At 48.1% G+C, this 25,651-nt stretch carries 24 protein-coding genes, 1 riboswitch and 1 other annotated feature; of the genes, 14 read left to right on the top strand and 10 right to left on the bottom strand.

Annotated elements, in window-relative coordinates:
* Positions 1-38: 38 nt before the first annotated feature.
* Positions 39-2,504, bottom strand: a complete 2,466-nt coding sequence (locus ACQKD4_RS11950) for a CoA-disulfide reductase (protein WP_427373475.1) — start codon at positions 2,502-2,504, stop codon at positions 39-41.
* The gene (locus tag ACQKD4_RS11945) at positions 2,501-2,806 is read right to left on the bottom strand and encodes a rhodanese-like domain-containing protein (protein ID WP_214695982.1); all 306 of its coding nucleotides are present in this window, start codon (positions 2,804-2,806) and stop codon (positions 2,501-2,503) included. Before ACQKD4_RS11945 ends, ACQKD4_RS11950 begins: the two co-directional genes overlap by 4 nt.
* Positions 2,807-3,084: 278 nt before the next feature.
* Here ACQKD4_RS11945 and ACQKD4_RS11940 point away from each other — a divergent pair, with 278 nt between their 5' ends.
* The 4 genes from ACQKD4_RS11940 to ACQKD4_RS11925 all read left to right on the top strand — a co-directional run bounded on the left by ACQKD4_RS11940 (position 3,085) and on the right by ACQKD4_RS11925 (position 5,374).
* Positions 3,085-3,351 (top strand): metal-sensitive transcriptional regulator, encoded by a 267-nt coding sequence (locus tag ACQKD4_RS11940; RefSeq protein ID WP_214695974.1) that lies wholly within the window; start codon positions 3,085-3,087, stop codon positions 3,349-3,351.
* Positions 3,352-3,418: 67 nt separating this feature from the next.
* Positions 3,419-3,850, top strand: coding sequence for a YbjN domain-containing protein (locus ACQKD4_RS11935; protein ID WP_015880528.1), 432 nt, complete (start codon positions 3,419-3,421; stop codon positions 3,848-3,850).
* A gap of 88 nt (positions 3,851-3,938) precedes the next feature.
* Complete coding sequence (locus tag ACQKD4_RS11930; RefSeq protein WP_427373474.1) at positions 3,939-4,883, top strand: DUF4003 family protein; 945 nt, start codon at positions 3,939-3,941, stop codon at positions 4,881-4,883.
* A 35-nt stretch (positions 4,884-4,918) separates the two neighbouring features.
* Entirely contained in the window at positions 4,919-5,374 is a 456-nt protein-coding gene (locus tag ACQKD4_RS11925) for a hypothetical protein (protein ID WP_427373473.1), read from the top strand.
* 11 nt (positions 5,375-5,385) lie between these two features.
* Here ACQKD4_RS11925 and ACQKD4_RS11920 read toward each other — a convergent pair whose 3' ends face one another.
* The 3 genes from ACQKD4_RS11920 to ACQKD4_RS11910 form a co-directional block, all read right to left on the bottom strand.
* The gene (locus ACQKD4_RS11920; RefSeq protein ID WP_427373472.1) at positions 5,386-6,018 is read right to left on the bottom strand and encodes a YitT family protein; all 633 of its coding nucleotides are present in this window, start codon (positions 6,016-6,018) and stop codon (positions 5,386-5,388) included.
* Between the two features lie 248 nt (positions 6,019-6,266).
* The gene (locus ACQKD4_RS11915) at positions 6,267-8,390 is read right to left on the bottom strand and encodes an MMPL family transporter (protein WP_427373470.1); all 2,124 of its coding nucleotides are present in this window, start codon (positions 8,388-8,390) and stop codon (positions 6,267-6,269) included.
* A gap of 91 nt (positions 8,391-8,481) precedes the next feature.
* Entirely contained in the window at positions 8,482-9,282 is an 801-nt protein-coding gene (locus ACQKD4_RS11910) for a hypothetical protein (RefSeq protein ID WP_214695960.1), read from the bottom strand.
* 130 nt (positions 9,283-9,412) lie between these two features.
* Here ACQKD4_RS11910 and ACQKD4_RS11905 point away from each other — a divergent pair, with 130 nt between their 5' ends.
* Complete coding sequence (locus ACQKD4_RS11905) at positions 9,413-9,577, top strand: YycC family protein (RefSeq protein ID WP_074034284.1); 165 nt, start codon at positions 9,413-9,415, stop codon at positions 9,575-9,577.
* Positions 9,578-9,591: 14 nt separating this feature from the next.
* Here ACQKD4_RS11905 and pulA read toward each other — a convergent pair whose 3' ends face one another.
* Positions 9,592-11,586, bottom strand: a complete 1,995-nt coding sequence (gene pulA, locus ACQKD4_RS11900) for a type I pullulanase (RefSeq protein ID WP_427373469.1) — start codon at positions 11,584-11,586, stop codon at positions 9,592-9,594.
* 68 nt (positions 11,587-11,654) lie between these two features.
* On the opposite strand from pulA, the gene ACQKD4_RS11895 reads away from it, so the two are divergent.
* A complete protein-coding gene (locus tag ACQKD4_RS11895; protein ID WP_015880519.1) occupies positions 11,655-12,146 on the top strand; it encodes a YajQ family cyclic di-GMP-binding protein in 492 nt (163 codons plus the stop codon).
* The gene (locus tag ACQKD4_RS11890; RefSeq protein ID WP_214695957.1) at positions 12,143-12,721 is read left to right on the top strand and encodes a metallophosphoesterase family protein; all 579 of its coding nucleotides are present in this window, start codon (positions 12,143-12,145) and stop codon (positions 12,719-12,721) included. Before ACQKD4_RS11895 ends, ACQKD4_RS11890 begins: the two co-directional genes overlap by 4 nt.
* Before the next feature lie 44 nt (positions 12,722-12,765).
* On the opposite strand, the gene argS is transcribed toward ACQKD4_RS11890, so the two are convergent.
* A complete protein-coding gene (argS, locus tag ACQKD4_RS11885) occupies positions 12,766-14,448 on the bottom strand; it encodes an arginine--tRNA ligase (RefSeq protein ID WP_427373468.1) in 1,683 nt (560 codons plus the stop codon).
* Positions 14,449-14,506: 58 nt separating this feature from the next.
* Positions 14,507-14,718 (bottom strand) — a binding site (T-box leader).
* A gap of 154 nt (positions 14,719-14,872) precedes the next feature.
* Here argS and ACQKD4_RS11880 point away from each other — a divergent pair.
* Together ACQKD4_RS11880 and ACQKD4_RS11875 are read left to right on the top strand one after the other, a co-directional pair.
* Complete coding sequence (locus tag ACQKD4_RS11880) at positions 14,873-16,552, top strand: GGDEF domain-containing protein (RefSeq protein WP_427373466.1); 1,680 nt, start codon at positions 14,873-14,875, stop codon at positions 16,550-16,552.
* 98 nt (positions 16,553-16,650) lie between these two features.
* A riboswitch (SAM riboswitch) is annotated at positions 16,651-16,745 on the top strand.
* Positions 16,746-16,814: 69 nt separating this feature from the next.
* Positions 16,815-18,098 (top strand): Na+/H+ antiporter NhaC family protein, encoded by a 1,284-nt coding sequence (locus tag ACQKD4_RS11875; RefSeq protein ID WP_427373465.1) that lies wholly within the window; start codon positions 16,815-16,817, stop codon positions 18,096-18,098.
* Between the two features lie 18 nt (positions 18,099-18,116).
* On the opposite strand, the gene ACQKD4_RS11870 is transcribed toward ACQKD4_RS11875, so the two are convergent.
* On the bottom strand, positions 18,117-18,761 hold the full coding sequence (locus ACQKD4_RS11870) for a TVP38/TMEM64 family protein (protein ID WP_214695949.1): 645 nt from the start codon (positions 18,759-18,761) through the stop codon (positions 18,117-18,119).
* Positions 18,762-18,989: 228 nt separating this feature from the next.
* On the opposite strand from ACQKD4_RS11870, the gene ACQKD4_RS11865 reads away from it, so the two are divergent.
* The 4 genes from ACQKD4_RS11865 (at position 18,990) to ald (ending at position 23,052) form a co-directional block, all read left to right on the top strand.
* Positions 18,990-19,931, top strand: coding sequence for a rhodanese-related sulfurtransferase (locus tag ACQKD4_RS11865; protein ID WP_427373464.1), 942 nt, complete (start codon positions 18,990-18,992; stop codon positions 19,929-19,931).
* A gap of 117 nt (positions 19,932-20,048) precedes the next feature.
* A complete protein-coding gene (locus ACQKD4_RS11860; RefSeq protein WP_214790366.1) occupies positions 20,049-20,474 on the top strand; it encodes a divergent PAP2 family protein in 426 nt (141 codons plus the stop codon).
* A 91-nt stretch (positions 20,475-20,565) separates the two neighbouring features.
* Entirely contained in the window at positions 20,566-21,789 is a 1,224-nt protein-coding gene (locus ACQKD4_RS11855; RefSeq protein WP_274665035.1) for a PucR family transcriptional regulator, read from the top strand.
* Positions 21,790-21,921: 132 nt separating this feature from the next.
* Positions 21,922-23,052, top strand: a complete 1,131-nt coding sequence (gene ald, locus ACQKD4_RS11850) for an alanine dehydrogenase (RefSeq protein WP_214695941.1) — start codon at positions 21,922-21,924, stop codon at positions 23,050-23,052.
* 87 nt (positions 23,053-23,139) lie between these two features.
* Here the strand turns inward: ald and murB are convergent, their stop codons facing one another.
* On the bottom strand, positions 23,140-24,060 hold the full coding sequence (gene murB, locus ACQKD4_RS11845) for a UDP-N-acetylmuramate dehydrogenase (RefSeq protein ID WP_214695939.1): 921 nt from the start codon (positions 24,058-24,060) through the stop codon (positions 23,140-23,142).
* A gap of 152 nt (positions 24,061-24,212) precedes the next feature.
* Positions 24,213-24,863 (bottom strand): diacylglycerol/polyprenol kinase family protein, encoded by a 651-nt coding sequence (locus tag ACQKD4_RS11840; RefSeq protein WP_074034266.1) that lies wholly within the window; start codon positions 24,861-24,863, stop codon positions 24,213-24,215.
* A 151-nt stretch (positions 24,864-25,014) separates the two neighbouring features.
* Between ACQKD4_RS11840 and ACQKD4_RS11835 the strand changes: the two genes are divergently transcribed.
* Positions 25,015-25,638, top strand: coding sequence for a DUF1836 domain-containing protein (locus tag ACQKD4_RS11835; protein ID WP_274665037.1), 624 nt, complete (start codon positions 25,015-25,017; stop codon positions 25,636-25,638).
* Positions 25,639-25,651: the final 13 nt, after the last annotated feature.

Below are 25,651 nucleotides of genomic sequence, written 5' to 3'. Positions count from 1 at the left end.
GGATTGCCCATCGCAACCCGATTCGTTATACAGTTCATTTAGATAAAGAGGTTTAAGTTTCCGCCCTCTGCTGCACCAAGATACGCCGCAACACCACCGAGGTCGACCCCATCAATCAACTCTTCTTCTTTGATCCCCATGACGTCCATTGACATCGTGCAGGCTACCATCTTCACGCCTGCCTCTTGAGCTGACTTGATCATCTCTTCGACAGAAGGGACGTTCTTGTCGCTCATGACTTTCTTCATCATTTTTTGGCCGACACCACCGAAGTTCATGTTCGAGAGTGGAAGTTCACCGGCATGTCCTGGCATCATCATGCCGAACATTTTCTCAAGACCTTGTTTCTTCACTTCCGGCGCGTCCGGTTTGCGGATGACATTGAGTCCCCAGAATGTGAAGAACATTGTTACTTCTTTCCCCATCGCTGCAGCACCTTGCGCAATGATGAGAGATGCGAGCGCACGGTCGAGGTCACCGCTGAAGACGACCATTGACGCGCCATCTCCTGTTGGAGCGCCCGCTTGCGGCGCAACCGGACCTTGTCCTTTTTGAAGGATGGCTTCGACGCGTCCGTTGACGAATTGTTTCGAGACAAGTTTGTTACCTGTCTTCTTCGCCCATGCTTCGATATCTGCGAAGAACCCTGGGTCACTTGCGAGGACACGAAGTGTTTCGCCTTCTCCGAGTTCTGCAACTTTTTTATTTACTTCTAAAATTGGTCCCGGGCATTGTAGACCACATGTGTCTAAGATGACCGCTTCACCGATTGGTGCGTTCGTCATTTGTGTTGGCTCCTCTTCTACAACGGTAGCCGCTGTTTCATTTGATGTGTTCGCTTCTTCAAGCGCCTCGAAATCACGATTGATTTGTGACCATGTTTTATAGCCACCGCTCAAGTTTTTCACCTTGAAGCCGTTTTGACGCAAGATACGTGATGCGAGATATCCACGAAGACCGACTTGGCACGTCACATAAATCGTTTCGCTTCGGTCATAGTTGTCTAAGTTTTCACGTAATGAGTTAAGTGGGACGTTGATCGATCCTGGAATCTTCCCAAGTTCATGTTCTGATTCGTCACGGACGTCAAGTAACGTCGCTCCGTTCTTCACGAGCTCATCGATTTCATCCCAATGCACGACTTCGTTATCACCGAGTACGACGTTAGAAGCGACATACCCAATCATGTTGACCGGATCTTTCGCCGAGCTGAACGGTGGTGCGTAACTGAGTTCGAGGTCAGGAAGATCAAGGACCGTCAAACCGCCTTTCATCGCTGTCGCAATGACGTCGATTCGCTTGTCGACACCGTTGATCCCGACACCTTGTGCACCGTAAATCTCACCAGTTGTCGGATGGAATAAGAGTTTGAGCGATACTGGCGTCGATCCTGGATAGTATCCGGCGTGCGAACCTGGATGCACGTGAACGGCTTCATACGTCTTACCGGCTGCTTTTAAGCGTTTCTCGTTCCAACCAGTCGATGCGACCGTCATATCAAACACTTTCGCGATTCCTGTTCCCATCGTTCCGTTATATTTCACGTCACGGCCGTTAATGATATCGGCAACGAGACGACCTTGACGGTTCGCCGGCCATGCGAGTGGGACGACGGTTGGTTCTTGGAAGACGTAATCGAGCACTTCGACCGCATCTCCAATCGCGTAAATCGACGGGTCAGATGTCATCATTTTTTCGTTCACACGGATTGCACCGCGCGTACCTGTTTCAAGGCCTGCTTCACGGGCAATCGTTGACTCCGGCGTAACTCCGATCGACATGATGACCATGTCTGTATCGATGACACGACCGCTCGTCAAATGAACTTTCTTCCCTTTTTCAGAGAATGAAGAAACACCATCAGACAATTGAAGCTCAACACCATGAAGACGTAAATGTTCATGGATCGGTGCGACCATCTCACGGTCGAGCGGTGTCATGACTTGGTCCGCCATCTCGACGAGGGTGACGTCAACGCCACGCTCACGTAGGTTTTCTGCCATCTCAATCCCGATGAAGCCCCCACCGATTACAGTCGCGTGTTTTGGTGCTTTGTCATCGACATAGCCACGGATTTTATCTGTATCTGGAATGTTGCGAAGTGTGAAGATGTCTTCCGCCTCGTCGATTCCAGGGATGTTCGGACGAATCGGCTTCGCTCCCGGTGAAAGGATGAGGACATCGTATGACTCATCGTACGTTTCGCCTGTTTGAACATGCTTCACCGTCACTGTTTTCTCGTCACGGTTAATTTGAACCACTTCCGTCAAGTTACGGATATCGAGTTGGAAACGTTTGTTCATCCCTTCAACCGTCTGGACGAGCAATTTTTGACGATCTTGAATGACGTCCCCGATGTAATATGGAAGACCACAGTTAGCGAATGAGATGTACTCCCCACGGTCAAACATGACGATTTGATTTTCTTCATTTAAGCGACGAAGACGCGCTGCTGCAGACGCACCACCCGCTACTCCACCGACGATTACGATTTTTTTACTCATTGTCCATTTCCTCCTCTGACGACTTCTCCTGGCCAACTCATCAAGCCATCTTCTATATTGACCACTTTATAGCCTTTTGCCTCCATTTGCCAAGTCGCTTGCGTGCTGCGTGCACCAGAGCGGCAAAGAACGACATATTCTTCAGCAGGGTCGAGAGTATCGATCCATGTTGTCATTTCTGATAACGGATAGTTTTTGGCACCTTCGATATGCGCTTCTTGAAACTCGTCGCGTTCACGAACGTCGACGATGTTTACTGGCACTTCAAAGTCCATTTGACGTTTTAAAGCAGATGCTTTCATCATTAATCTACCTTTCTATTTTCGATTCCATCTATACCATTCGGCTTGGTAGCTGGCGCTCAATAAAGTTTGTGATTTATTGAACATTTTGCTTCCACGTCATTAATATACCCCCTTAGGTATTCAAATGCAAGAAATAAGTTTGACGAAATGTAGAATTTTTCATCACCCCTTCATAAAGTAGTTGATGCTCGACACATACTCCCCCATGTATTAAGATGAGCCTACACAAGAAATAGTTGGGTAACTGAACAATTTTTACTATAGAGGTGAAGGACATGGAACAGTATCAATACGACCCGAAAGTATTGAATCGTATGAAACGGGTAGAAGGGCAAATTCGCGCCATCATCCGCATGATGGAGGAAGGAAAAGAGTGTCGTGACGTCGTGACACAACTGAGCGCAGCACGTTCCGCACTCGACCGCGCCTCGACGATTATCGTGGCCAAGAACTTAGAACAGTGCATCATCACAGCGCAAGCGGATGGCGAAGATACGTCAGAAACGGTCGAAGAAGCCATTAAAATGTTGATGAAACGCTAGTTCCCCTTGCTTTCCCCGTCCAAATGGGGGAAAGTTAGAGTAACGACTTACTAAGGGGGATTTCCTTGTGAACTTCGAAGAAAAAGTAGAATCATTTAGAGCGCTCGCCGCTGAACGCAACATGACGTTCAAAGAGAGCGACACTGAAACGCACGTCACGTTTTTGACGCGTGAAACAACAAAATCCGGGGCTCAGCCCGTTATGATTATCGCTTTTAACAAAAAGACGACAGACGCTGAGTTATACGCTGCGACCGTCACGCACGTCCCAGACTATGTAGAAGACTTACCGATTCTAAATGCCTTGAACGAGTTCAACCAGGAGTTCAAGTACTTCCGTTGCGTACTCGACAGCGATCGTGATGTCACACTCGCATCAACACTCGACCTCGATCTCGGTTTCTCACCAGAGATCATCTTGCAACATTCATTCATGATGTTCCAAGCGGCCGACGAAGTGAACGAGTACATGCAAAAACTGTACACACAAGTACAATAATGAAAAGCCGTCCGGAACATTTCCGGACGGCTTTTTTGAAACATCTTCTTACTATAGCTCGTATGGTTGACCAAGGAGGAGATTCGATATGACACGTTATGAACGATATGTAGAGGCGTTAGATGCGATTAAAGAAGCGACCAAGTGGGAGTTGACGGATGACTTCCGACGCTTGATGGCCATTCATTATGCGATTCATGACACCCCATTCGAGGCATCTCGATTTTCGAACGCACGCGATACATTGAAACAAAAAACGAAGATGTTTTCAAAGTTTAGAGGCAGTCAAAACCTCGTCTGGCTCTCCTTTCTCGATGCCAAATATGAAGACATCGGGACCGCAATCGACGAGGCCCTTCGACTCGATACGTTACTCGACCGAAAGCATTTCCGTTTCAGTTCATTACGACCTTTTTTAGCGAATCAACTGATCAATGTAGAGGAACCTGAACGACGACTCAATGAGGCGACTGACTTATATCAAACGTTCAAACAACACCATCCCTGGTTGACGAGCGAGGAAGATCTGTTATCGGCACTCGTGCTCGTTCAAGCGTTTGACGACGTCATCGATTTAAACGAACGGATCGAACAGCATTATAGCTTATTGAAAGATCGGCTACCGAAATCGAACGAACTGCAACTCATCTCGCATCTTTTGACATTCAGCGAGTCTGCACCAGAAGAAGCGGTCTCTCGACTGCTGGCATGGAAATCGCAGTTAGACGAAGTCCAACTATCCATTCGACGTGAGCACTTGCCCGCGCTCGCTTTACTGAGCATTGTCGCGGAACCGAATGCGGATGCCGTGCACGCCATTCAGGAAATCGTGGATGCTGAAAAGGACAAACAGCGCTGGTTCAACACACATAGCGTACTTGTCGCCCTTCAACTCGTCGCTGCCGACCACATCACGGGAGAGGCGAATGATTTGTTGCTACACGGGACCTTCGCCCATTTGCTGGCGATGCAACAAGCAATGACCGCTGCGACAACTGCCGCCGTCATTGCCAGTACTTCGTCCTCAAATTAAACGAGATAAAATGTTCCGGGAGGTGAGTTCTGACCATGTCTTTACTACCACAAGATCGAAAGAGTCGGTTTATTTTTAAGTTTGTCATCGGGATGAGTTTCATTCTGCTCTTCATCGGTCGAAGCGAAGTCCCTCTACCGATTCATGCAACAACTTCTTTTGTTCCATTCGAGATTCACACTCCTACGCACCTCCCTTTTGCCGCTGAGACCGAATATGCACATCTGGTCAGCCTAGGGCGAGTCGAACTCGTCTATGAAAATGAAGAGGAGTCTATGAGCATATGGGCGACTACGGAACTCGGATGGCACCATGTCGCAGAGTGGGAACCGTACGCACAAACCGTTCAAGGTTCTCCGGTATACCTCAATGAATCCGATGAACTCACCATTCTCATCTGGCAACGAGATAGCGTCGAATACGCAATCGATTACCGCGGACATCAACTTTCGAAGCAGGATCTATTTGATATCGCGGCTTCGATGAACTAAAAAAAACGATCTCACGCGAGATCGTTTTTTGGTGTCCAATTTGGTACGACAGGTGTCGTTTTCGGCTCATCGACGACGAGCATCTTGGTGACGACCCGTCCGGCGATTGACACCGCGACGAGCGTATAAAATGCGTTCGATAATGGTAAATAAATGAGTGAAATCCCAAGGACGATCACATCAAAGATAATTAAAATCGTACCGACCGACACGCCTGTCCATTTCGATAATCCGAGGGCGAATAAGTCGTCGCCACCGGTCGCTCCGCCTGACTTCAAGACGAGACCGAGACCATATCCGGTCACAATCCCACTTGCGATGGCAGCGAATAACGTCGCTGGCCATACTTGAATATCAAACGTGAGCAAATCGAGACGGTCCCACATCGCATAACTGAGCGAAAGGGACGAAGCGGCTAACACCGCCTGCCCGACAAAACGCCATCCTTTCCACCATAATGCGATGATAAAAAATGGGATGTCGAGCACGATCATCGAGATTGCCGGGTCGATATCAAATAGATAGCGACCGAGTAGCGATAACCCGACGAATCCACCTTCCGCCAAACCAAACTGTTCATTCAAATAATAATAACCGAACGCCATGATCAGCGTTCCGAGCACTATGGTAGCAACTCGTTTCATTCCGATTGTCCTCCCCGTTCTTGACGGAGAGGAGGATCCTCAGTCGTAGCTGCGGTTCCATCTGTTCCATCTCCGATCTTCCGTTTGTTGATTGATACACGTCATGGTGATCATTCAACGCTAGAAGTCCGGAAGTTGGAACAGAGGCCACGTCCTCTCGGTATCCATAAAGACCTTCCTTTCTCAAATTGCGCGTAATCTTGTACGTAGTTTACCACACATTTTGATTCAGTTCATGAATTTTACCTTTAGTGCATGTTACGTTTCGGTAAATCTTTCTTTCCGAACCACCACCAGTTCCAATCCCCAAACAGTTTCATAAGAGATGGAACGAGCAGGATTCGGATAATCGTCGCATCGATAAAGATGGCGAGGGCGATCCCGACACCGAGCTGTTTAATCGGGCTGACACCCGTAAAGGCAAACGCACCGGTCACGACAATCATGATGATGGCAGCCGAGGTAATGATCTTACTCGTTTTCGCCAGTCCCATCTCTGTCGCATAGTCATTGTCACCTGTCTCCCGGTAGTATTCCTCGATTCGTGAAACGAGAAACACCTCATAGTCCATCGACAATCCGAAGACGAGTGAGAAGATGAAGACCGGTGTCAAAATACTGATGGTCTCCGCGTCATATACATAACCGGATTCGAAGATGATGACGAGTAAGCCGAACGTCGCACCGAGACCGAGTACATTCATAAGAATGGCTTTGATTGGAATCAAGATAGATCGGAATGCCCACATGAGGATGAAGAACGTCGCCAAAATGACGGTGATCACTGCATATGGGATGCTGTCGTAAATCTCATCATAAATCTCTTCGTTAAAAGCAGCCGGTCCACCGACCTCAAATCCTTGGTCTCGCCAATCGCGGACAAATGCCTGTGCTTCCTTGTCACTCGGTGGTACATCGAAACTCACGTTGACGAGGGCGAGGTCCGTATTCCCATCAAGCGTGACGAACCGTTCAAGCGGAGCGAGTTGTTCCGGGGCCGCCTCCACGAGTTGCGTGAACGCTTCAGGCGTCAAACCGGACGTCGTCAAAAAAGTCGAGACGTTATCGACAATCCCTACTTCGTTTAACTCGTCCGTGAGCGTTGTCAGTTCTTCTAAAATCATCGGGTCCGTCAAATCATTCGCTTCGAACAAAATGACCGCATCGGTTGAATTTTCTCCGAACACATCGTCAAATCGTTCAAGTGCCGCTCGTGATTCATACGAAGTCGGGAGCGCATCTGCGTCCGGAATGTTCAGTTCTAAATCACGGACGAACCAAAGACTCGGTAACAGTAACAACAACGCGACGAGCGTCATCGTCACAGGGCGCTTCATGACGAAGCGGGCAAGCTTTTGCCAGCGTTTTTCTGACTTCGTTTCGTCAGACTTGATGATCCGCCCTTTATTCAAAGCGTCCCCTACTAAGTAAAGAGATGACGGCAAGAGTGTCAGTGCGGACAAAACAGCCCCCGCGACGGCAATGAGCGCACCGAGCGCGACTGCCTGGAAGACATCGACCTGGATAAAGAGTAGACCGGCCAATCCGACGAATACGCATAGTCCAGAAAAGAGAATCGAGCGTCCTGCCGTCGCCACCGTCCGGACGATGGCTTCTTCTCTCGATTGTCCACGTGTCAACTCTTCACGATACCGATTGACGAGGAGCAATGAGAAATCAATCCCGAGCGCAATGGCAATCATCGCCACGGCGTTTAAGACGAATATGGATAATTCCATGTTTTGCGCAAAAAAGAATAAAGAGCCTGCCGCTACGATGAACGTGATGAGTCCGACGAGCAACGGCATGAGTGCCGCGAGCGGCGTTCCGAAAACAAGTAACAATACGACGAGAGCAACCGGAATCCCGATCAACTCTGCTCGAATCAAGTCATTTTTCGATGCCTCGTTCAAGTCGTCTGCAAAGACTGGTTCCCCAGTCAACCGCACTTCTGTATCTGTGTCTGTGATGAGGGCGTCACGAACCGCCTCAATCGAAGATTCGGCTGCTTCATAGTCTTCAAATTCAAGCACGAAGTACGAAACGTCACCTGAACGAGCATCTGGATTCTCAGATGGCGTAATGACACCATCAATCGACCGAATTGCCTCGAACCGTTGCTGTTGTTCGTCCATGACCGTTTCTATTTCTCCGCCTTCAAACAAGACGATCATCGAAGCACCTGCACGGTCGAACCGTTCATTCAACGTATCTTCTACTTGTTGGAATCGCCCGTCTTGAATCGCGAAGCCGTTTCCTCTCAACTCACCCGGGAGCTGCAACCCAAAATAGACCGACCCTGCGAGTAAGATCGTCCAAATGAGTAGTACTCCATATCGAAAGCGAACCAACTGCCTACCTAACCATTCCATCCTCGTCACTCCTCCCTGTCTAACCATCTACTTCCCGTTTCTCTCTTCATTCATCATCACTTCACAAAAAATTCCTGAACCTGTTTCGGGTTCAGGATTCTTGTCGTTCAAAGACTTGAAGCCAACTATGGCAAAATCGTGGTGGTGCGGATAGAACAACGAGTCGATCTCCTCGGTCATCTAACAGCATGACCTTCAGCAATTGGTTGTCCGCGCACACAGTCGAACAAAACAGTTCTTCTTCTCGACGAAACAGTTGGAACGCTTCGGTCGAAGTGATTGCCGTCGTTTCGCCGACTTGATCGAGGATGACCGTATCACGGTCCCCTTCATACGGAATACGCCAGTTCTCATTCGTTTTCACATTCTCCACTAAAAAGTGATGCGTGTTTTCATCAAATAAAGTCACACATGTTTCAGGTGTGAATCGTTCAAAATCATACGTCCCTTGATACGCCAACTCGATGATGTTCCCAAAGAGCGGAACTTCTTCGTAGCGACTATATCGAAACGTATGATCGTGGAGGTTCAAAGCCACGACATCTGATTCGGCTGAATATAAGAAGATGTCATCGCCTTGCCAATAGTGCAAATTGCTAAACCAGTCACCGTTAAAACGTTGTGGAATCGCATGCGTCTCCATCTGTCCTTTTTGTAAATCAATGACTCCGTAAAGTCCTTTTTCTCGGAACCATGCTACGGCACGCGTCGCATTCGGTTCCACATATAGGGCGCACGGTGTCCAAGCCCAGTCAATCTCCCAGCGAATTTGGGACGACTCGTCAAAGAACAAAAATCCGGTTTGCGCCAAGTACAACATCCAACCTTCACCGACACGCTCTAACCATTCGATCGTTTGATGAAATTGAAAGTCTGCTGTTTGTTTGTACATTTGATCACTTCCTAATTTCAGCTTAGCAACGACCTAAGCGAAATTCGATTTTGAATGTGTTCGTTCAACACATTTTCGATTTTCCTGTATACTGTCGGTATAGATGAATGGTTCAGAAAGGAGTATACCGATGCGCCCATTACAATTATCACCAGAGACCGCGGTTGAGCTTGCGAAAAAGTTGAACGTCCCGCTCGAAGAATTGATGCATATGCCGAAGCATATTCTCGTTCAAAAAATGATGCAACTCGAGGCATCTCAAGCAGAGGAAGACACATCAAAGGAGACGGATTAACGTCTCCTTTTTAGTTACTGTTCTTTACGTTTTCGTTTTTTCGATACATACCAGAGACCAAGCACGGCGAGTGCGGCACCTCCGGCAACAGCATATTTGCTGTAATCCGGACGACGTTCCGTCACCACGAGCGTCGATAGTGGTGCGACTGTCAGATGACGGTCCTCGATTTGACGCGGAGCCGTCAGATTGACGGTATGGTCTTCCACGTTTACTTCAAACTTACCGGACGGAAGTTTAATCTCGACCGCTTCCTCTAACGCGTTATGATACACGACATGTCGTTCTACATACCCTTCGACGTGGCGGCTCAACTCGAATGCAATCACGCCTTCTTCCTCATCGAAGAAGCGTAAGTGTTTCCGAATCTGTTCCGTGTTCTCAAGTCGGAAGAGCGGATACTGTTTCCGCAGGCGCAAGAGACCTTTCACATATTCCACACTCGGCGCTTCTTGTTCTGCACGTGTCCAATCGACACGGTTGATGACTTCGCCTGAGTTAAAGCTATTCTCGTCCCCATCTTTTGTGCGGAAGAACTCTTGCCCACTGTGGAGAAACGGAATCCCTTGTCCGAGAAGTACGATGGATGTCGCCAAACGATGACGGCGACGGCGTGTCGTCTCATCATCTTCTGGGTTCGTCACGGACAACTTGTCCCAAAGCGTCAAGTTATCGTGACATTCGACATAGTTGACGACCTGGTTCGGTTCATCGGCAAAACTTTGGCTCGTAATCCCGCCAGCGATTCCCCGTTTCACGTCAGCCGTCATATCTGTATTGCCGCTCACCCAGCCTGGTAAGTCTTCGATGAATACGTCTCCACGGACACCATCTCGAATCCCATCATTAAATTGCGCGATTCGTGGCATCTTGTGCGCATTGTGTTGATTCGCTTTTTTACGGACAGGGAGTGGCGTATCTAAATCCCAACCTTCTCCAATGACAAGGATGGATGGATCGACGCGATCAAGCGCCTTCCGAATTTGATTCATCGTCTTCACATCATGTAATCCCATCAAGTCGAAACGGAATCCGTCAATCATGAATTCCTTCGCCCAATATGTGACACATTCGACCATGAGCTTACGCATCATCGCACGCTCAGATGCCGTGTCATTCCCACATGCTGAACCGTCTGCGAGTGTTCCGTCCTCATTTAGTCGATAGTAATAATCCGGGACGAATTGACCGAGCGGTGTCGTCAACGCATCGTACGTATGGTTGAAGACGACGTCCATGATGACACGGATACCCCGATCGTGGAGGGCTTGAATCATCGCTTTTAGTTCAATGATTCGTGTCGCCGGATCGTCTGCTGACGAAGCGTATGATCCTTCGACCGCAAAGTAATGCACCGGATCATATCCCCAGTTATAGTTATCCTCGCTCTCGCGTGATTCGTTCACCGACCCATAGTCAAAGAATGGCATCAATTGAAGATGTGTGATACCGAGCGATGTGATGTAATCGAGTCCGGTCGGGTAACCGCTCGTGGTCGTCGTACCCGTCTCGGTCATCCCTAAGAACTTCCCACGATGTGTGGCCCCGCTCTCCGGATGACTCGTCAAATCACGAACGTGCGCTTCGTAAATGACCGCTTCTTGTGAAGAATTGAATAGCGGACGTTCTTTAATCCAATGGTCCGGGTTCAAGGATGCCGGATCAAGCAGACATCCACGCTTCCCATTCACTCCGACGACTTTTGCATAAGGGTCAAGTGATTCCACTTTCTTCCCATCAATCATTGCTTCAAATACATAAAATTGACCTTCGAACAAGGCACGGTCGAGTTCAATGACCCATGTCCCTTTCTCAGCCGGTTCGAGTTCGAGTCGATCAAACTTGCGGGCACGGGCTGTGCGATATAACTTGACCGACATCTGTTCCGCTACCGGAGACCAGACACGTAGTCGAATCTGTTCCCCTTTAAACGTCACCCCAAGGTCTTTCCCGTGATAGGCAACGTGATCTAAGTCTGCTTGTGTGTGTTGATCCATTGTACGTTCCATCTCTTCACTCCTTCACTGCTTCAAATCTGCTATCATTATAACAAAACCACACAAAGGATGGATGAAACATGGCAAAAGACAATTCTTTCGATATCGTGTCCGAAATGAATCTTGAAGAAGTGAAGAACGCGATTCAAATCGCGGAGAAGGAAATTTTGAACCGTTACGACTTCAAAGGATCAAAAAGTGAGATGTCGCTCGACAACGGCGACCTCGTCCTCATCTCGGATGACGACTACAAACTCGAGCAATTAAAGGACGTCTTAATCACGAAGTTGATCAAGCGCGGCGTTCCGACAAAAAACCTCGACTATCAAAAAGTAGAGAACGCACTCGGCGGCACGGTTCGTCAACGTGTGAAATTGAAGAGTGGCATCGACAAAGATGACGCGAAAAAAATCAACAACGCCATCAAAGAATCAAAACTTAAAGTCAAATCGCAAATTCAAGACGATCAAATCCGGGTGACCGGAAAATCGCGTGACGACCTTCAAGCTGTCATGCAGCTCGTTCGTGAGCTCGAGTTGTCTGTTGATGCCCAATTCACGAACTTCCGATGAAACTCGCGATCATCAGTGACCCACACGGTTCGTTTGATGATTTGAAGGCGGTTCTCGATGACGTCCGGCGGGAAACCGAGCATATTCTCTGTCTCGGCGACCTATATGAATGCCACATCGGGAAAAAACGACGTCACGAGCGCTTTCATCATGTGGAAGACGTCGTGACGTATGATCCGAATTACGAAGCATTGCTGACGTTCCCGAGTCTACGCGGTAATCAAGAGGAGCGAATCGACGAGGTACTCGTCATCGACCATCCCGTGAAAACACGGATTTCTTTATTGCCGGAACAGACGACTCTTGGCGAAGCACGCTTTTTACATGGGCATCAAGTCAAATGGAACGAAGACTGGGAACCGATTGTTGAGAAAGGGAAATATCCACTCGTTTTCATTGGACATAGCCACATTGCCGGGATTTATCGGAAAGGGATATCCCTGCCGTGGGAAATCGGGACCCCGTTCCATTTGAAGAAAAAGCGATATGTCATCAACGTCGGTGCCGTCATCTTCGATCGGGAATGGTGTCTCTATGACACGGAAGCCCGAACGGTGACCCGTATGAAAGTGTGAGCATAGGAAAAGGACCTCATTTTTTTGAGGTCCTTTCGTCTGTCTTACATTTCTTCTGGAGCTTCGACACCGAGTAAACGGAGTCCTTCCGTCAATACGAGTGTCACTGCCTTCACGAGTGCGAGACGCGATTGTTTGCCTGCATCTTCTTCTAAGACACGGACATGACCGTAATACTTGTTGAACGCTTGCGCGAGGTCAAGTACATAACGGCTGATGATAGATGGTTCGCGACGTTCATGTGCACGCGTGATGACGTGTGGGAACGCGTTGAGCATCGTGACGACACCCCATGAGTAGTCATCGTCTGCACCAGCGAACGGTGAACCATCGTAGTTCCCTTTACGGAGGAGTGAGTTCGCACGAGCGTTCGTGTATTGGACGTAAGGTCCTGTCTCTCCTTCAAACTTGAGCATGCTGTCGAGATCGAATTCGATGTTGTTGATGCGTTCGTTCTTCAAGTCGTGGAAGACGACCGCTCCGACACCGACCATGCGTGCGACGTCTTCTGCGTTCGCAAGGTCTGGGTTCTTCTGCGCGATGTTCGCTTGTGCTTTTTCAATTGCTTCTTTCAACACTTCCTCAAGAAGAACGATGCGCCCTTTACGTGTCGACATCTTCTTCCCTTCTTGCAAGATCAAGCCGAACGGTACGTGATGCATGCCATCGACGAAGTCGTAGCCGAGCTTACGAAGAACCGAGAAGAGTTGTTTGAAGTGAAGCGCCTGTTCGCCACCGACGACATAGTTTGCTTGCACGAAGTTGTACGTTTCGTAGCGATAGATCGCTGCTGCCAAGTCACGTGTCGCGTACAATGTCGCGCCATCTTTCTTCTTGATTAAGCATGGTGGCAAATTCTCTTCTTCGAGCGAGACGACCATCGCGCCTTCACTTTCGACTAAGAGATTTTTTTCTTCGAGCATCTCGACGACGCGTCCCATCTTATCATTGTAGAACGCCTCACCGTTGAAGCTCTCGAATTTCACACCGAGGAGGTCGTATACTTTTTGGAACTCTTTAAGTGACTCGTCACGGAACCATTGCCAAAGCTCAGTCGCTTCTACGTCGCCATCCTCAAGCTTCTTGAACCACGCGCGACCTTCGTCTTCGAGTTCCGGCTGTGTCTTCGCTTCTTCGTGGAAGTGAACATATAATTTCAAGAGTTCTGCGATTGGATTGGCGCGTACCGCTTCCTCATCGCCCCACTTTTTGTATGCGACCATCAATTTCCCGAACTGTGTGCCCCAGTCTCCAAGGTGGTTGACACCGACAACATCATATCCGTTTTTGCGTGCGATTTGGTTGATCGCATTCCCGATCACCGTCGAACGTAAGTGACCCATCGAGAACGGCTTGGCAATGTTTGGTGACGAGAAGTCCGTCACAATCGTTTCATTGCGTGTTGCATGTGTCGCGTACTCTGACTTCTCATCGAGTACCGTGTTGATGATTTCTTTTGACACGACGTCACGGCTCAAGAACACGTTGACGTAAGGTCCTGCCGCCTCGACTTTTGTGAACAGTTCATCATTCAAGTCGTTTGCGATATCTGTCGCAATCATGACAGGTGCTTTACGATAAGCTTTCGCCAATTGGAAACATGGGAACGCGAGGTCACCGTGTGCCTCGTGTTTTGGCTTCTCAATCAATGCTTCAATCTGGTCAATCGTGAGCTCGTCTCCGATGACACGTGATAACGCTTCTGCGTACTTGCGTTCATAACTCATTTGTATGTCCTCCTTCTTCGTATCACAACTCATAAAAAAAACGCCCTTTGCATAGATGCAAAGAGACGGGAATTCCCGCGGTACCACTCTTCTTGCCTGCATGATGCAGACCGCTTTATGGTGATAACGGTTCCCTCCGGCTATGCCTACTCTCGTTTCGGATAGCATCTCAAAAGTGCGTTTCGCGACGTTTGTCAGCCTGGGCTCTCACCAATCCCCAGGTCGCTTTGTTGACTAAACCATCGTTACTCTCTTTTTCATCGACATTCGTCTATGCGGTTGAAAAGCAATTTCATTATAGAGGATATTCCGTGTATACTCAATGCTAGAATTCAAGCATCATTGGACAGAAGCAGGACTCACACGAAATCGTGACGAATCATTACTATTAGATCTTGAAATGTCCCATGCTAGGAGGGAACGCATGAACCACTTTCGTAAGATGTCCGTGCTCGGTTGGAGTATATGGAGTGCCTTATTCATCTTCACCATCGCATTATTTGCATTGGATGTCCTACACGCCCCGACGATTGATCCATTGTCGTTTATTTTAATTTCATTATTGGTCATCATTTTTCAACTCGACTCGATCGAAGTCAAAGGTGTGTACTTCACTTTTTCTGAAAGTATCGTCTTAATTTTATTTTTATTCTTTGGATTTGAAACAGCACTCATCGTCAACCAAATCGGGTTGTTCGTCTTTCAATTCGCCAACTTGAAACCGAAAGTTGCTATTCGCCGCTTCCGCTTCACGTATCCGTGGAATGCCATTACGGCGTACTTAGAGATTGTCATCCCGGCAGCGGTTTATCTCGCCCTCGGTGGGGAGACTGGTCTCGACTTTTATTCGCAAGATTCGTTCGTGCCGCTTGCCGGACTGTTCCTTGCCATCTTCTTAAACACGGTATTCCAAAAATATCAGGTGAAATGGTGGTTCCGCGTCGACATCGCATTAAGCGACTTTATGAAGATTGCCTTCTATACGTACGTCGTCAGTTTGATTTTCATCTTAGCGGCAGCGTTTTTCCGAGAGACCAACTTACTCGTCGTCAGTAGCATCGCCGCTGCGTTGACATTCTTTATTAAACGTCTCCTCATTCAAAAAGAGCGACAAGATGCATTCAAATCTTTGATTGAGCAATACGATGAAGCGAAAGAGGCCGTTTCCTTGTCACAGAGCGAGGCGCAAGCCATCGAAGTATTTTTAAGTCAATGCGAACAGCTGAATCATTATGATGAAGGGTATGTCGAGTTTAAATTGTTTGAACGCACCCTGTACTTTGATTTAAAGACGCGACAGCCCATCGATCGACCCATCGTCTTTACGTTGCTTGACATGAGTCAGCCAATCGAGCAAGTCCTCGACTATGAGATGCGCTTTGAATGGGATACTTCCCTTTCTGATGCTTTCCACGACGATTACCACAGCTTCGTTTCTGTTCGTTCGGAGGAAATCGAAGAGATTCGCACCTGGATTGTTATGATGGGAGAACCTGTATACGGTTATCCAAAGATTATTCAGCACGAAATCATCAAATTGTTAAAATCGTTCAACCGAACCATTAGCCGTTGTCACGAACGGGACCGCCTCTATACCGAGAGTCGGACGGACAGTTTAACGCTTCTTGCTAATGCGCGTGCATTTTATGAATATGGCATTCAACAAATATCCGATATGTCGGTATATCCTATATCGGTTGCCATGCTCGATATTGATTTTTTCAAAAAGATTAACGATACGTACGGTCATCAGGTCGGGGACCATGTCTTACAAGAGTTCGGACGACGAATCCGTCAAGTGCTCCGTCCAGACGACTTTGCTGCACGTTATGGTGGCGAAGAATTTATTTTATTGCTCAATCATTGTGATATGCACCAAGCGATTGAAATCACGGAGCGGATTCGCCATCAAATCGAAGCGAAACCGTTTCATGTTGACCACCATGAGATTTCTGTCACCGCCTCCATCGGGGTCGACACAATTGAAGCGTTCGGGAACAAGCGTCTCGATGATACGATTCGAAATGCGGACCGTGCCCTGTATGTTGGCGGAAAATATGCAGGACGTAACCGTGTAGCGCACTTCAACAATTTAACGACGTAAACTCCCCTTTCTCACATCGAATTGGGGAGTTTTTAGGTTGACAACGGGATTTGAAACAGGTACGTTAGGGAACGTGTTTGATAATAGGATAACTTAACTTTTTATCGAGAGAGACGGAGGGACTGGCCCTATGAAGTCTCGGCAGCGGGGAACCTGTGCCAAATCCAGCGGACAACAGTCCGAAAGATGAAAAGGGTATTTCGCACGAAGGACCTTTTTCTCAAGAAAAAGGTCCTTTTTATTTTTTAGTGAGGTGATTATTTTGGAACAACCAACAGCAAACAAGTGGGCACTTCTGCCGTTACTCGTCTTCTTGCTCTTTTTCATCGGGGCGGGTGTCTACTATGGGGACTTTTATAAGTTTCCAGTTCTCGTCGCAGCCATGATCGCATTGATGGTCGCAGCGTTCATGACAAAAGGAAGCGCCACACAAACCGTGGAACGCATCGCACAAGGTGCCGGAAATCCGGGAATCATCATTATGATTTTTATTTTCTTACTGGCCGGCGCCTTTTCAACGGTAGCTGAATCAATCGGTGCCATCGACGCGACGGTTAACGCCGCGTTGACACTCTTACCCCCATCGCTTCTCTTAAGTGGACTATTCGTCATTGCTGCTTTCATTTCAATGGCAATGGGCACATCGACTGGGACGATTGCGGCACTTGCGCCGATTGCCCTCGGTATACATGAGGAAAGTGGTGTGAACGTCGCCATCGCAGCCGCGGCAGTTGTCGGCGGAGCCATGTTCGGAGACAACCTTTCATTCATTTCGGATACGACCATTGCTGCCGTAAGGACGCAACGGACGAACATGCGCGATAAGTTCCGGACAAATTTTTGGATCGTGCTACCAGCTGCCATCATCACGACGATTTTACTCGCCGTCTTGTCGAACGGTGAATCGACGGTTGATGTCGCTGCATTCGAATGGTATAAACTTATTCCGTATCTCGCGGTCATCGGACTGGCGTTAACGGGACTGAACGTCATTCTCGTCCTGTTGGGCGGGATCACGCTAACCGGAATCATCGGTCTTCTCGACGGAAGCTTATCCGTCACAGCATTTGTGACCGCTATCGCCGATGGTATGGTCGGTATGGCCGAAATCTCGTTCTTGACGTTACTCATGGGCGGCCTCGTCGGACTTATTTCGCACAACGGCGGACTCACGTATTTGCGTGATGCGTTGACGTCACGGATTCAAAAACGTGCTGGTGCCGAGTGGAGTATCGCGGGTCTCGTCAGTGCGACGAACGTAGCGACCGCGAACAATACGATTTCCATTCTCGTAGCCGGACCACTCGCCGCGAACATTGCGGACGAATACGAGATCGAACGGAAAAAATCAGCGAGTGTACTCGACATCTTCTCATGTGGTGTACAAGGGATTCTCCCATACGGAGCGCAACTTCTCATCGCCGCAGAGTTGACGAAGACCGCTTCGCCTGACCTCGTCCCGTTCATGTTTTATCCGTTCCTCCTCTTTATTTGTGGAGGAATTGCGATTGCATTCAACTTCCCGCGTTTTAAAAAGCAGTCTTAAACGACAAACACCCCTTGTTCAAAGGGGTGTTTGTCGTTTAGTGATCATCTCTTGCTTCAATTGCTCGTTGCGTTTTTTGAAAGCGCGTCGTTTGAGCACTTCTTCTAGTCCTCGACTGATGGCCCACAATGCGACCAAAAGCAGACCGAGCATCGATAAACGAAACGGGCTTTGGATAAATTCTTCCCATTGATCCCCGATGACCGAGAAAATGACGACGACGAGTAGTTTCCCGAATCCCGCCGCCAAAATGAACGTACGGAGCGGCATCTGAATGAGCGCCAGCAAATAGGTGATCAAACTGACTGGGATGAACGGGAGCGAATACAAGAACCCGAGTGAGATCGGACTCATATGGTTGATTCGTTCTAACCAATAGACCGCCGCTTTATGTTTCTCGAGCCAGCGCGTCATCGGTTTACGAAACACATATCGGACCGCCACGAAGACGACAATCGTTCCGAGTAAGTTCCCGATCCATGATAAAAGGACCCCTAACAAAAAACCATATGTTGCCGCATTCGCTGAAATGATTAAAACGAGTGGCAAAAACGGAAAGATCGCTTCTAAAAACGGAGCGCCGAGTCCGGCCCAAGGACCGCCAGGCAAACTTTGAAGCCATTCGATTAATTGGATGATGTACTGTTGGAGAGAAGTGAGCATAGTCGTTCCACCTTCAACTTTCGTTACTACTACTCTAATACCCGAATTCGATTTTCAAGACGCATCTCCCTGCATTCGTCAAAAAAAATTAAAAACCATTTGCGAAAATTCGTCGTGATATTTATCATATAATAATGGACTTGTGGTTGCAGGCAAGTCTATTCGTCGAACGACACAACCCAACGTTCGTTTTCCTGCAAAAAACTGAACACAGGGGAGCAACACAACATGGAAACAAAACCAATGCGGGTCTTGCTGTACTATAAGTACGTCAACATCGAAGACCCAGAAACACTCACGCAAGAACATTTGAAGTATTGTAAAGACCTTGGCATCAAAGGACGCATCTTGATTTCCTCCGAAGGAATCAACGGGACGTGCTCTGGTACTTGGGAACAGACTGAGCAATACATGAACGACTTGAAAGCAAACCCACTCTTCAGCGATATCGAGTTCAAAATCGATGAAGTCGAAGAGCATGCGTTCAAGAAAATTTTTGTCCGTCACAAGAAAGAGCTCGTGACGTGGCGCTTTGATGGTGAGTTTGATGTACCGAAACAACACGGTGCATACCTCGAACCAGCAGAATGGAAAGAGATGATGAATCGTGATGATGTCGTCATCCTCGACGTTCGTAACAACTACGAGTACGAACTTGGTCACTTTAAAAACGCGATCAAAATCGATGTAGAGGCTTCACGTTACATGCCAGAATGGCTCGAAGAGAACAAAGACCTCTACGAAGGGAAAACACTGCTCACGTACTGTACTGGTGGCGTCCGTTGCGAGAAATTTACAGCATATATGCGTGACCAAGGTCACGACAACATCTTCCACTTAAAAGGTGGCGTCGCGATGTATGGAAAAGACGAAGCGACGAAAGGTGAAAACTGGGATGGTGAGCTTTACGTCTTTGACGAGCGCATCAACGTCCCTGTTAACTCTGTGAACCCGACTATTGTTTCACACTGCATGCACTGTGGAACCGAGACGGTTCGTTACGTTAATTGTGCAAACCCGGAGTGTAATGTGCAACATTTCTGTTGTGAAGAGTGTGAACCGAAACAAATGCGTTCATGCTCGAAAGAGTGTCAAGGACACCCACGCAACCGTTATATCATCGACAACATTGCAGAGAAACTTCAGGAAACTGAAGGAGTAGTCGGGTAACAAAAATCGACCAAAAGGTGTCATGGACAAGCTGTCCGTGACACTTTTTTTGACGAAATCTTAACGTCTAGTCTGCCCCGCTTTCGGGTATAGTGAAGTTACTATGTCAGACAGGAAGTGAATAGATGCATGTTTAACGAACCTTTACTCGCTGCGATTCTTGCTTGGTTTATCGCCCAAGCAGCTAAGCTCGTAACCGAACTCATTAAAACAAGGGATTTTGAAATTGAAATCATGTTCGCTTCAGGCGGCATGCCGAGTTCACACTCGTCTACGGTCGTCGCGCTCGCTACGGCAATCGGACGGATGGAAGGGATCGACTCGAGCATGTTCGCTCTCGCTGTCGTCTTCGCCACCATCGTCATGTATGATGCGACCGGCGTCCGTCAAGCAGTCGGTTTTCAGGCCCGACTATTGAACGATTATTTCAAAGGGATCAAACACGAGACTCCACTTTTGAATGAACTTGTCGGGCACACGCCGTTCCAAGTCATCGTTGGGGCGTTGCTCGGTCTCGCTGTCGGATTGTTTTTCCCGATGTAATCCACTAAAGGTATGTCATTTCTCACACTCTCGATTCTTTTTGTGAAGTTTCACAAAGAAGAAGTTATACTCAGAGAGAGGAGGAATCGACATGCCTTTTTTGCAGAAATCTTATGAGTCTCTCGATACACTCGCCGAAGCAATCGGTCAAGCGATTCGAGCACCCATCACGATTGAAAATCGCCACCACCAGTTGCTAGCGTATAGCACCCATCCCGATTCGACCGACCCGGCCAGGATCGCCACAATCATTGGTCGTCGTGTCCCAGAAGCCGTTATTGAAGATTTGTGGGAAAGTGGAATTTTACGAGAAGTCATTGACCAAGATGAGCCTGTCGTCATTCCAGCACGGCTCGCTGTCGGGCTCGGCGAGCGTGCCGCCATCGTGATCAAACAACATGACGAAGTACTCGGCTATATTTGGAGCTTGGCTCGAACGAACCCGTTCACGACTCAAGAATTAGCTATCTTGCAGGAAGGAGCGACCATTGCCAAAAAGTTGCTCATGACAATCGCGATGCACGAACGGCGCATTAGTGCGGAACTTGAACGTTTCTTGTTAGATGTACTCGCTTCCCCGACACTCTCCGATCCCAATCGCGAACGACTGAACGAACTCGCCCCCATTGCGGTCGCCAGTCGATTGACGATCATTGAATGCGCTCAACCGATCACCCCACAACTCGCTGAACGTCTACATTATGTGCTTGCGACCCAAGAGGCGATTGAAGTGGTCTTACATGCCATCGATGGACAGCAATTACTCGTCTGGCATTACATGAAATCCGAACTTTCCGATGAAGAAGTGGAATTGCTCGCTTGGGCGGAACGATTCGAACAGTTGCTTCAAGACAAATTCAACGAATCCGAACCACGAATCGGAATCAGTCGGCGCTTTTTCGAGAGTGACATGCTGTACGCCGCAGCGGAAGAGGCGCGACGGGTCACAACACTTCGTCGTAAGTTCCCTCTTGAGCTCGCGACTTCTCGCGCCTTCGAACAGATCGGGATTTACCAACTCGTCCCTGAACTGGCACGTCGCATCGGACTTCGACTGGAAACCCATCCGACCGTCGAACGGTTGCAACACTATGACTCGTCCCATCAGACCGAACTCGTGAAAACGCTCGAATGGTATTTTTATTTCGATGGGAATGTAAAGCGGGTCGCCGCCCACCTTCATATCCATCCGAATACCGTCTTGTATCGGATTCGACGCATCGAAGAGTTGACGAATATCACGCAAGTTTCCTTACCCGAACGGTCCATGATTTATTTGGCGATTAAAGCCGGCCAATATCGATTAGAAGACTAGACGTTCGCTTTGTGTTTTTTCACAAAGTGAGCGTCTTCGTTTTTAGAATCCATGATAAAGACAGCGTTTTCGAATGGGTCTATACTAGGGGTGTGAACAATTTGTGTCAACGGAATGAAAGGGGAATGTTCCATGAAAATCGGGGTATTAAAAGAGATTAAAAACAATGAAAATCGGGTGGCTTTGACACCGATGGGTGCATTTATGTTAACGGAACTTGGTCATGACGTCTTCGTCGAAACAAATGCCGGTCTCGGCAGTGGTTTCACAAATATGGAATATATCGATGCCGGTGCAACAATCGTCGAAACGGCGAAAGAAGTATGGGAAGGCGTCGAACTTGCGCTCAAAGTGAAAGAGCCGCAGCCGTCTGAATATCAATACTTCCGTCCTGATCTGACGCTCTTTACGTATTTGCACTTAGCGGCAGAACCAGAATTAACGAAAGCACTCGTCGAATCAGGCATCACTGCTATCGCGTATGAGACGGTCGAAGTCGATCGGACGTTACCGCTTCTCACACCGATGAGTGAAGTCGCAGGTCGTATGGCCGCTCAAATCGGGGCACAGATTCTCGAAAAACCGCACGGTGGAAAAGGAATCCTCATGTCAGGTCTTCCGGGCGTACCTCGTGCGAACGTCACGGTCATCGGTGGTGGCGTCGTCGGAACGAATGCAGCGCGTATCGCCATCGGTCTCGGGGCGAGCGTTACCTTGATGGACATCAGCCCAGCTCGTCTTCGTCAAATCGACGACTTGTTCGGAAACACAATCAACACATTAATCTCGAACAAATACAATATCGCCAAACAAGTAGCTGAGAGTGATCTCGTCATCGGTGCTGTTTTGATTCCTGGAGCAAAAGCACCGAAACTTGTCACAGAAGAAATGGTACAACGCATGTCACCGGGATCGGTGATTGTCGATGTTGCCATTGACCAAGGTGGAATTTGTGAAACAATTGATCATATCACAACGCATGATGCGCCAACGTATGAACGTTACGGTGTGCAACATTACGCCGTCGCTAACATGCCAGGTGCCGTGCCACGCACATCGACAATGGGGCTTACGAACGCAACGATGCCATATATTATCGAATGTGCACAAAAAGGTGTGCTCCCGGCACTCCTCGGAAACGATGCCCTTCTCAAAGGCTTAAACGTCATCAACGGGACGGTCACATACGAAGCGGTCGCTCGCGATTTAGAGTATCCGTTCGTCCCTGCCTATGAGGCAGTTGCAAAACAAACACAAGCGTAATCGAAAGACGACGAGATGCCCGTTCTCGTCGTCTTTTTCGTACAAAAAAGAAGGGACTGAACATAATCGCTCAGTCCCTTCTTCTCATTATGCGTTTTCGACAGCGATATCTTCCCCGATGATTTTCACTTCCGGTTCTAATTCCACTTCGAACTTCTCTTTAACGGTCGCTTGCACGTGACGGATCAACGAAATATATTCCGTCGCAGTCGCCTCCGCAATGTTGACGATGAATCCTGCGTGCTTGAGCGATACTTCCGCTCCTCCGATTCGCTTGCCCTGAAGACCAGAGTCTTGAATCAACTTGCCGGCAAAGTAACCTGGCGGACGTTTGAAGACACTTCCGCACGAAGGATATTCGAGCGGTTGCTTCGACTCGCGTTTATACGTCAAATCGTCCATGACTTCTTTGATCAATTCGTAGTTTTTCGGTTCGAGCTCGAACGTCGCTTCTAACACGATGAACCCTTCTTTTGATACACGGCTCGTGCGGTAATCGAGTTCTAATTCGTCTTTTGACAAATGAAGCACTTGTCCGTCCGACGTCAATACTGTCGCAGACGTGATGACGTCTTTCGTTTCTCCCCCATATGCACCCGCGTTCATATAGACGGCGCCACCGACCGTTCCAGGGATCCCACAGGCGAACTCAAGACCGGATAAACCTTCCGCAAGCGCTTGACGTGAGACATCGATAATCGCTGCCCCAGCCTGTGCCACGATTTGGTTCCCTTCGCGACGAATCGTATTTAGTTCATTCAAGTTTAAAACGACTCCGCGAATTCCCCCGTCGCGGACAATCAAGTTTGAACCGAACCCGAGAATCATGAACGGCATTGCTTCCTGATGGGCTAGTTCTAAGACGGCTTGGACTTCTTCGTACGTGTGTGGGGCTACGAAGTAATCTGCTTTCCCGCCTAGTTTTGTATACGTGTGTGCCGACAGCGGCTCGTCTTGGAGGACGCGCTCGGCCGGAATAATACTCTGGAGTTGCTGTAAAAAGCTCATGCGTTCACTCAATCCTTTACGTTCTATTTAAGTGTCTCGATCACATCTTCTTCGTACCGAGCACGTCACTGAATGGTTTCAGTACGAAACACAGTATACAAATGATTGTCGGACGTGACAAGCAACGTTTTTCTTACAATGTCATGATTAGTTTATAACAATAGCGATGTCGCTACAGCCACTACAATCGGAATTGTAAAGTTATCCCAATCTCGGTATGAAATCGCTTCAGTTAGTGTGGCGATGATGGAAATGATAAATCCATATGTTACCACTTGCCACATGACGACATCATTCCACAAAAACAATAAAAATAAGACCGCATACGAGCTTAAGAACATGGCGACGCTCCCTTGGAAGGAACGCTTTTGACCGTACAAATCATAGATGACTGTCCCATACTTCCGTCCAATCAATGCAGCCATTCCATCCCCCCAGGCGAGGACGAGTGATCCCGCTAAAAATGCAATCGGTTCCGACTCAAAGAAGAAGTATAAAATGATGAGTAAAGCGATTGGATAATAGACCGTTCCGAAAGACTTCCGTTCCGTCTGATGTACCGGTGATGGGCTTTTATATAACAAGACCGCGTTCGCGAAGGTGAAGAAGATGAGCGGGACTGCCGCGACGTACCAAGAATCCATTAACCAGACCGCTAGTAGCGACCAATGTCCGACTGCGATATGTACACTTTTTCGAATCGTTTCGTCTGTCCACCCAAGACGCTTTCCAACTTGTTCGAGACCGACGAGAAATACAAGGACAATCACGATGGAAAGAATCGAACTAATCCATTCATTCATTGCTTGACCACCTCTATGTATAGGATGTGTATAATACCGTCATTATACCTTAATCAGTGCCCATCCTAGCTTACTTTTCAAACATTTGGTAGAATGAGGTCAAATGACTGTATAGCCAACGTACGATGTTGGTGATAGAAAGGGTGGCCGTATGCGCGACGCAACTTCAATTCAAACTTTGGCAGATTGCCTTCACTTCATGCAGGTCGGAGAAATCGAGCGAGCCATCGCCCTCTTCCCTGAAGACGTGCGTGAACATTTTCCAAAAGAGCTTCGAAAAATCCACTTGTTTCATATTGAAAAGAACGGTCTGTCGATCAATCAAATCGTCGCCCTTGCGAACGCATTGACCGGAGAACATCTCTCGGCGACGACGATTCAAAACTGGACGAAGCGTGAAGTCCGCAAAATCATCGGAGTCCCACGAATCGGTAAAAAGTATTCCTTGCATCAAGCAGCCATCATCTACCTTCTTGATGACTTGAAACATCTTTTCTCGCTTGAAGAGACAAGTTCCTTATTGGCACTTATCTTCAACAACCCTGACCGGGACGAAGACGACTTCATCAAACCGATTGATTTTTATCGATTATACGCAGAGTATGCGAAGTCGACGAGTCCAATCGACCTGCTCGATACGCGTGCCAAACGTTCTCTCGAAAAAACGAAATACACACATCCGAATATCATTCATGTCCTAAAGCTCTGTTTGTACGCACACCGTGTGACCACACTCGAGCTCGAGGCCAAGCAGTATTTGAACCGTTTCATTTGATGGAACGGTTTTT

The sequence above is a fragment of the Exiguobacterium sp. NPDC077395 genome (assembly GCF_050269125.1).
Taxonomy (GTDB): domain Bacteria; phylum Bacillota; class Bacilli; order Exiguobacteriales; family Exiguobacteriaceae; genus Exiguobacterium; species Exiguobacterium aestuarii_A.
This window is presented reverse-complemented; position numbering and strand designations above follow the sequence as displayed.

Coding starts and splice junctions, on each gene's coding strand:
- ACQKD4_RS11950 (WP_427373475.1), bottom strand. CDS start 2,504: ATGAGTAAAAAAATCGTAATCGTCGGTGGAGTAGCGGGTGGTGCGTCT.
- ACQKD4_RS11945 (WP_214695982.1), bottom strand. CDS start 2,806: ATGAAAGCATCTGCTTTAAAACGTCAAATGGACTTTGAAGTGCCAGTA.
- ACQKD4_RS11940 (WP_214695974.1), top strand. CDS start 3,085: ATGGAACAGTATCAATACGACCCGAAAGTATTGAATCGTATGAAACGG.
- ACQKD4_RS11930 (WP_427373474.1), top strand. CDS start 3,939: ATGACACGTTATGAACGATATGTAGAGGCGTTAGATGCGATTAAAGAA.
- ACQKD4_RS11925 (WP_427373473.1), top strand. CDS start 4,919: ATGTCTTTACTACCACAAGATCGAAAGAGTCGGTTTATTTTTAAGTTT.
- ACQKD4_RS11920 (WP_427373472.1), bottom strand. CDS start 6,018: ATGAAACGAGTTGCTACCATAGTGCTCGGAACGCTGATCATGGCGTTC.
- ACQKD4_RS11915 (WP_427373470.1), bottom strand. CDS start 8,390: ATGGAATGGTTAGGTAGGCAGTTGGTTCGCTTTCGATATGGAGTACTA.
- ACQKD4_RS11910 (WP_214695960.1), bottom strand. CDS start 9,282: ATGTACAAACAAACAGCAGACTTTCAATTTCATCAAACGATCGAATGG.
- ACQKD4_RS11905 (WP_074034284.1), top strand. CDS start 9,413: ATGCGCCCATTACAATTATCACCAGAGACCGCGGTTGAGCTTGCGAAA.
- pulA (WP_427373469.1), bottom strand. CDS start 11,586: ATGGAACGTACAATGGATCAACACACACAAGCAGACTTAGATCACGTT.
- ACQKD4_RS11895 (WP_015880519.1), top strand. CDS start 11,655: ATGGCAAAAGACAATTCTTTCGATATCGTGTCCGAAATGAATCTTGAA.
- ACQKD4_RS11890 (WP_214695957.1), top strand. CDS start 12,143: ATGAAACTCGCGATCATCAGTGACCCACACGGTTCGTTTGATGATTTG.
- argS (WP_427373468.1), bottom strand. CDS start 14,448: ATGAGTTATGAACGCAAGTACGCAGAAGCGTTATCACGTGTCATCGGA.
- ACQKD4_RS11880 (WP_427373466.1), top strand. CDS start 14,873: ATGAACCACTTTCGTAAGATGTCCGTGCTCGGTTGGAGTATATGGAGT.
- ACQKD4_RS11870 (WP_214695949.1), bottom strand. CDS start 18,761: ATGCTCACTTCTCTCCAACAGTACATCATCCAATTAATCGAATGGCTT.
- ACQKD4_RS11865 (WP_427373464.1), top strand. CDS start 18,990: ATGGAAACAAAACCAATGCGGGTCTTGCTGTACTATAAGTACGTCAAC.
- ACQKD4_RS11855 (WP_274665035.1), top strand. CDS start 20,566: ATGCCTTTTTTGCAGAAATCTTATGAGTCTCTCGATACACTCGCCGAA.
- ald (WP_214695941.1), top strand. CDS start 21,922: ATGAAAATCGGGGTATTAAAAGAGATTAAAAACAATGAAAATCGGGTG.
- murB (WP_214695939.1), bottom strand. CDS start 24,060: ATGAGCTTTTTACAGCAACTCCAGAGTATTATTCCGGCCGAGCGCGTC.
- ACQKD4_RS11840 (WP_074034266.1), bottom strand. CDS start 24,863: ATGAATGAATGGATTAGTTCGATTCTTTCCATCGTGATTGTCCTTGTA.
- ACQKD4_RS11835 (WP_274665037.1), top strand. CDS start 25,015: ATGCGCGACGCAACTTCAATTCAAACTTTGGCAGATTGCCTTCACTTC.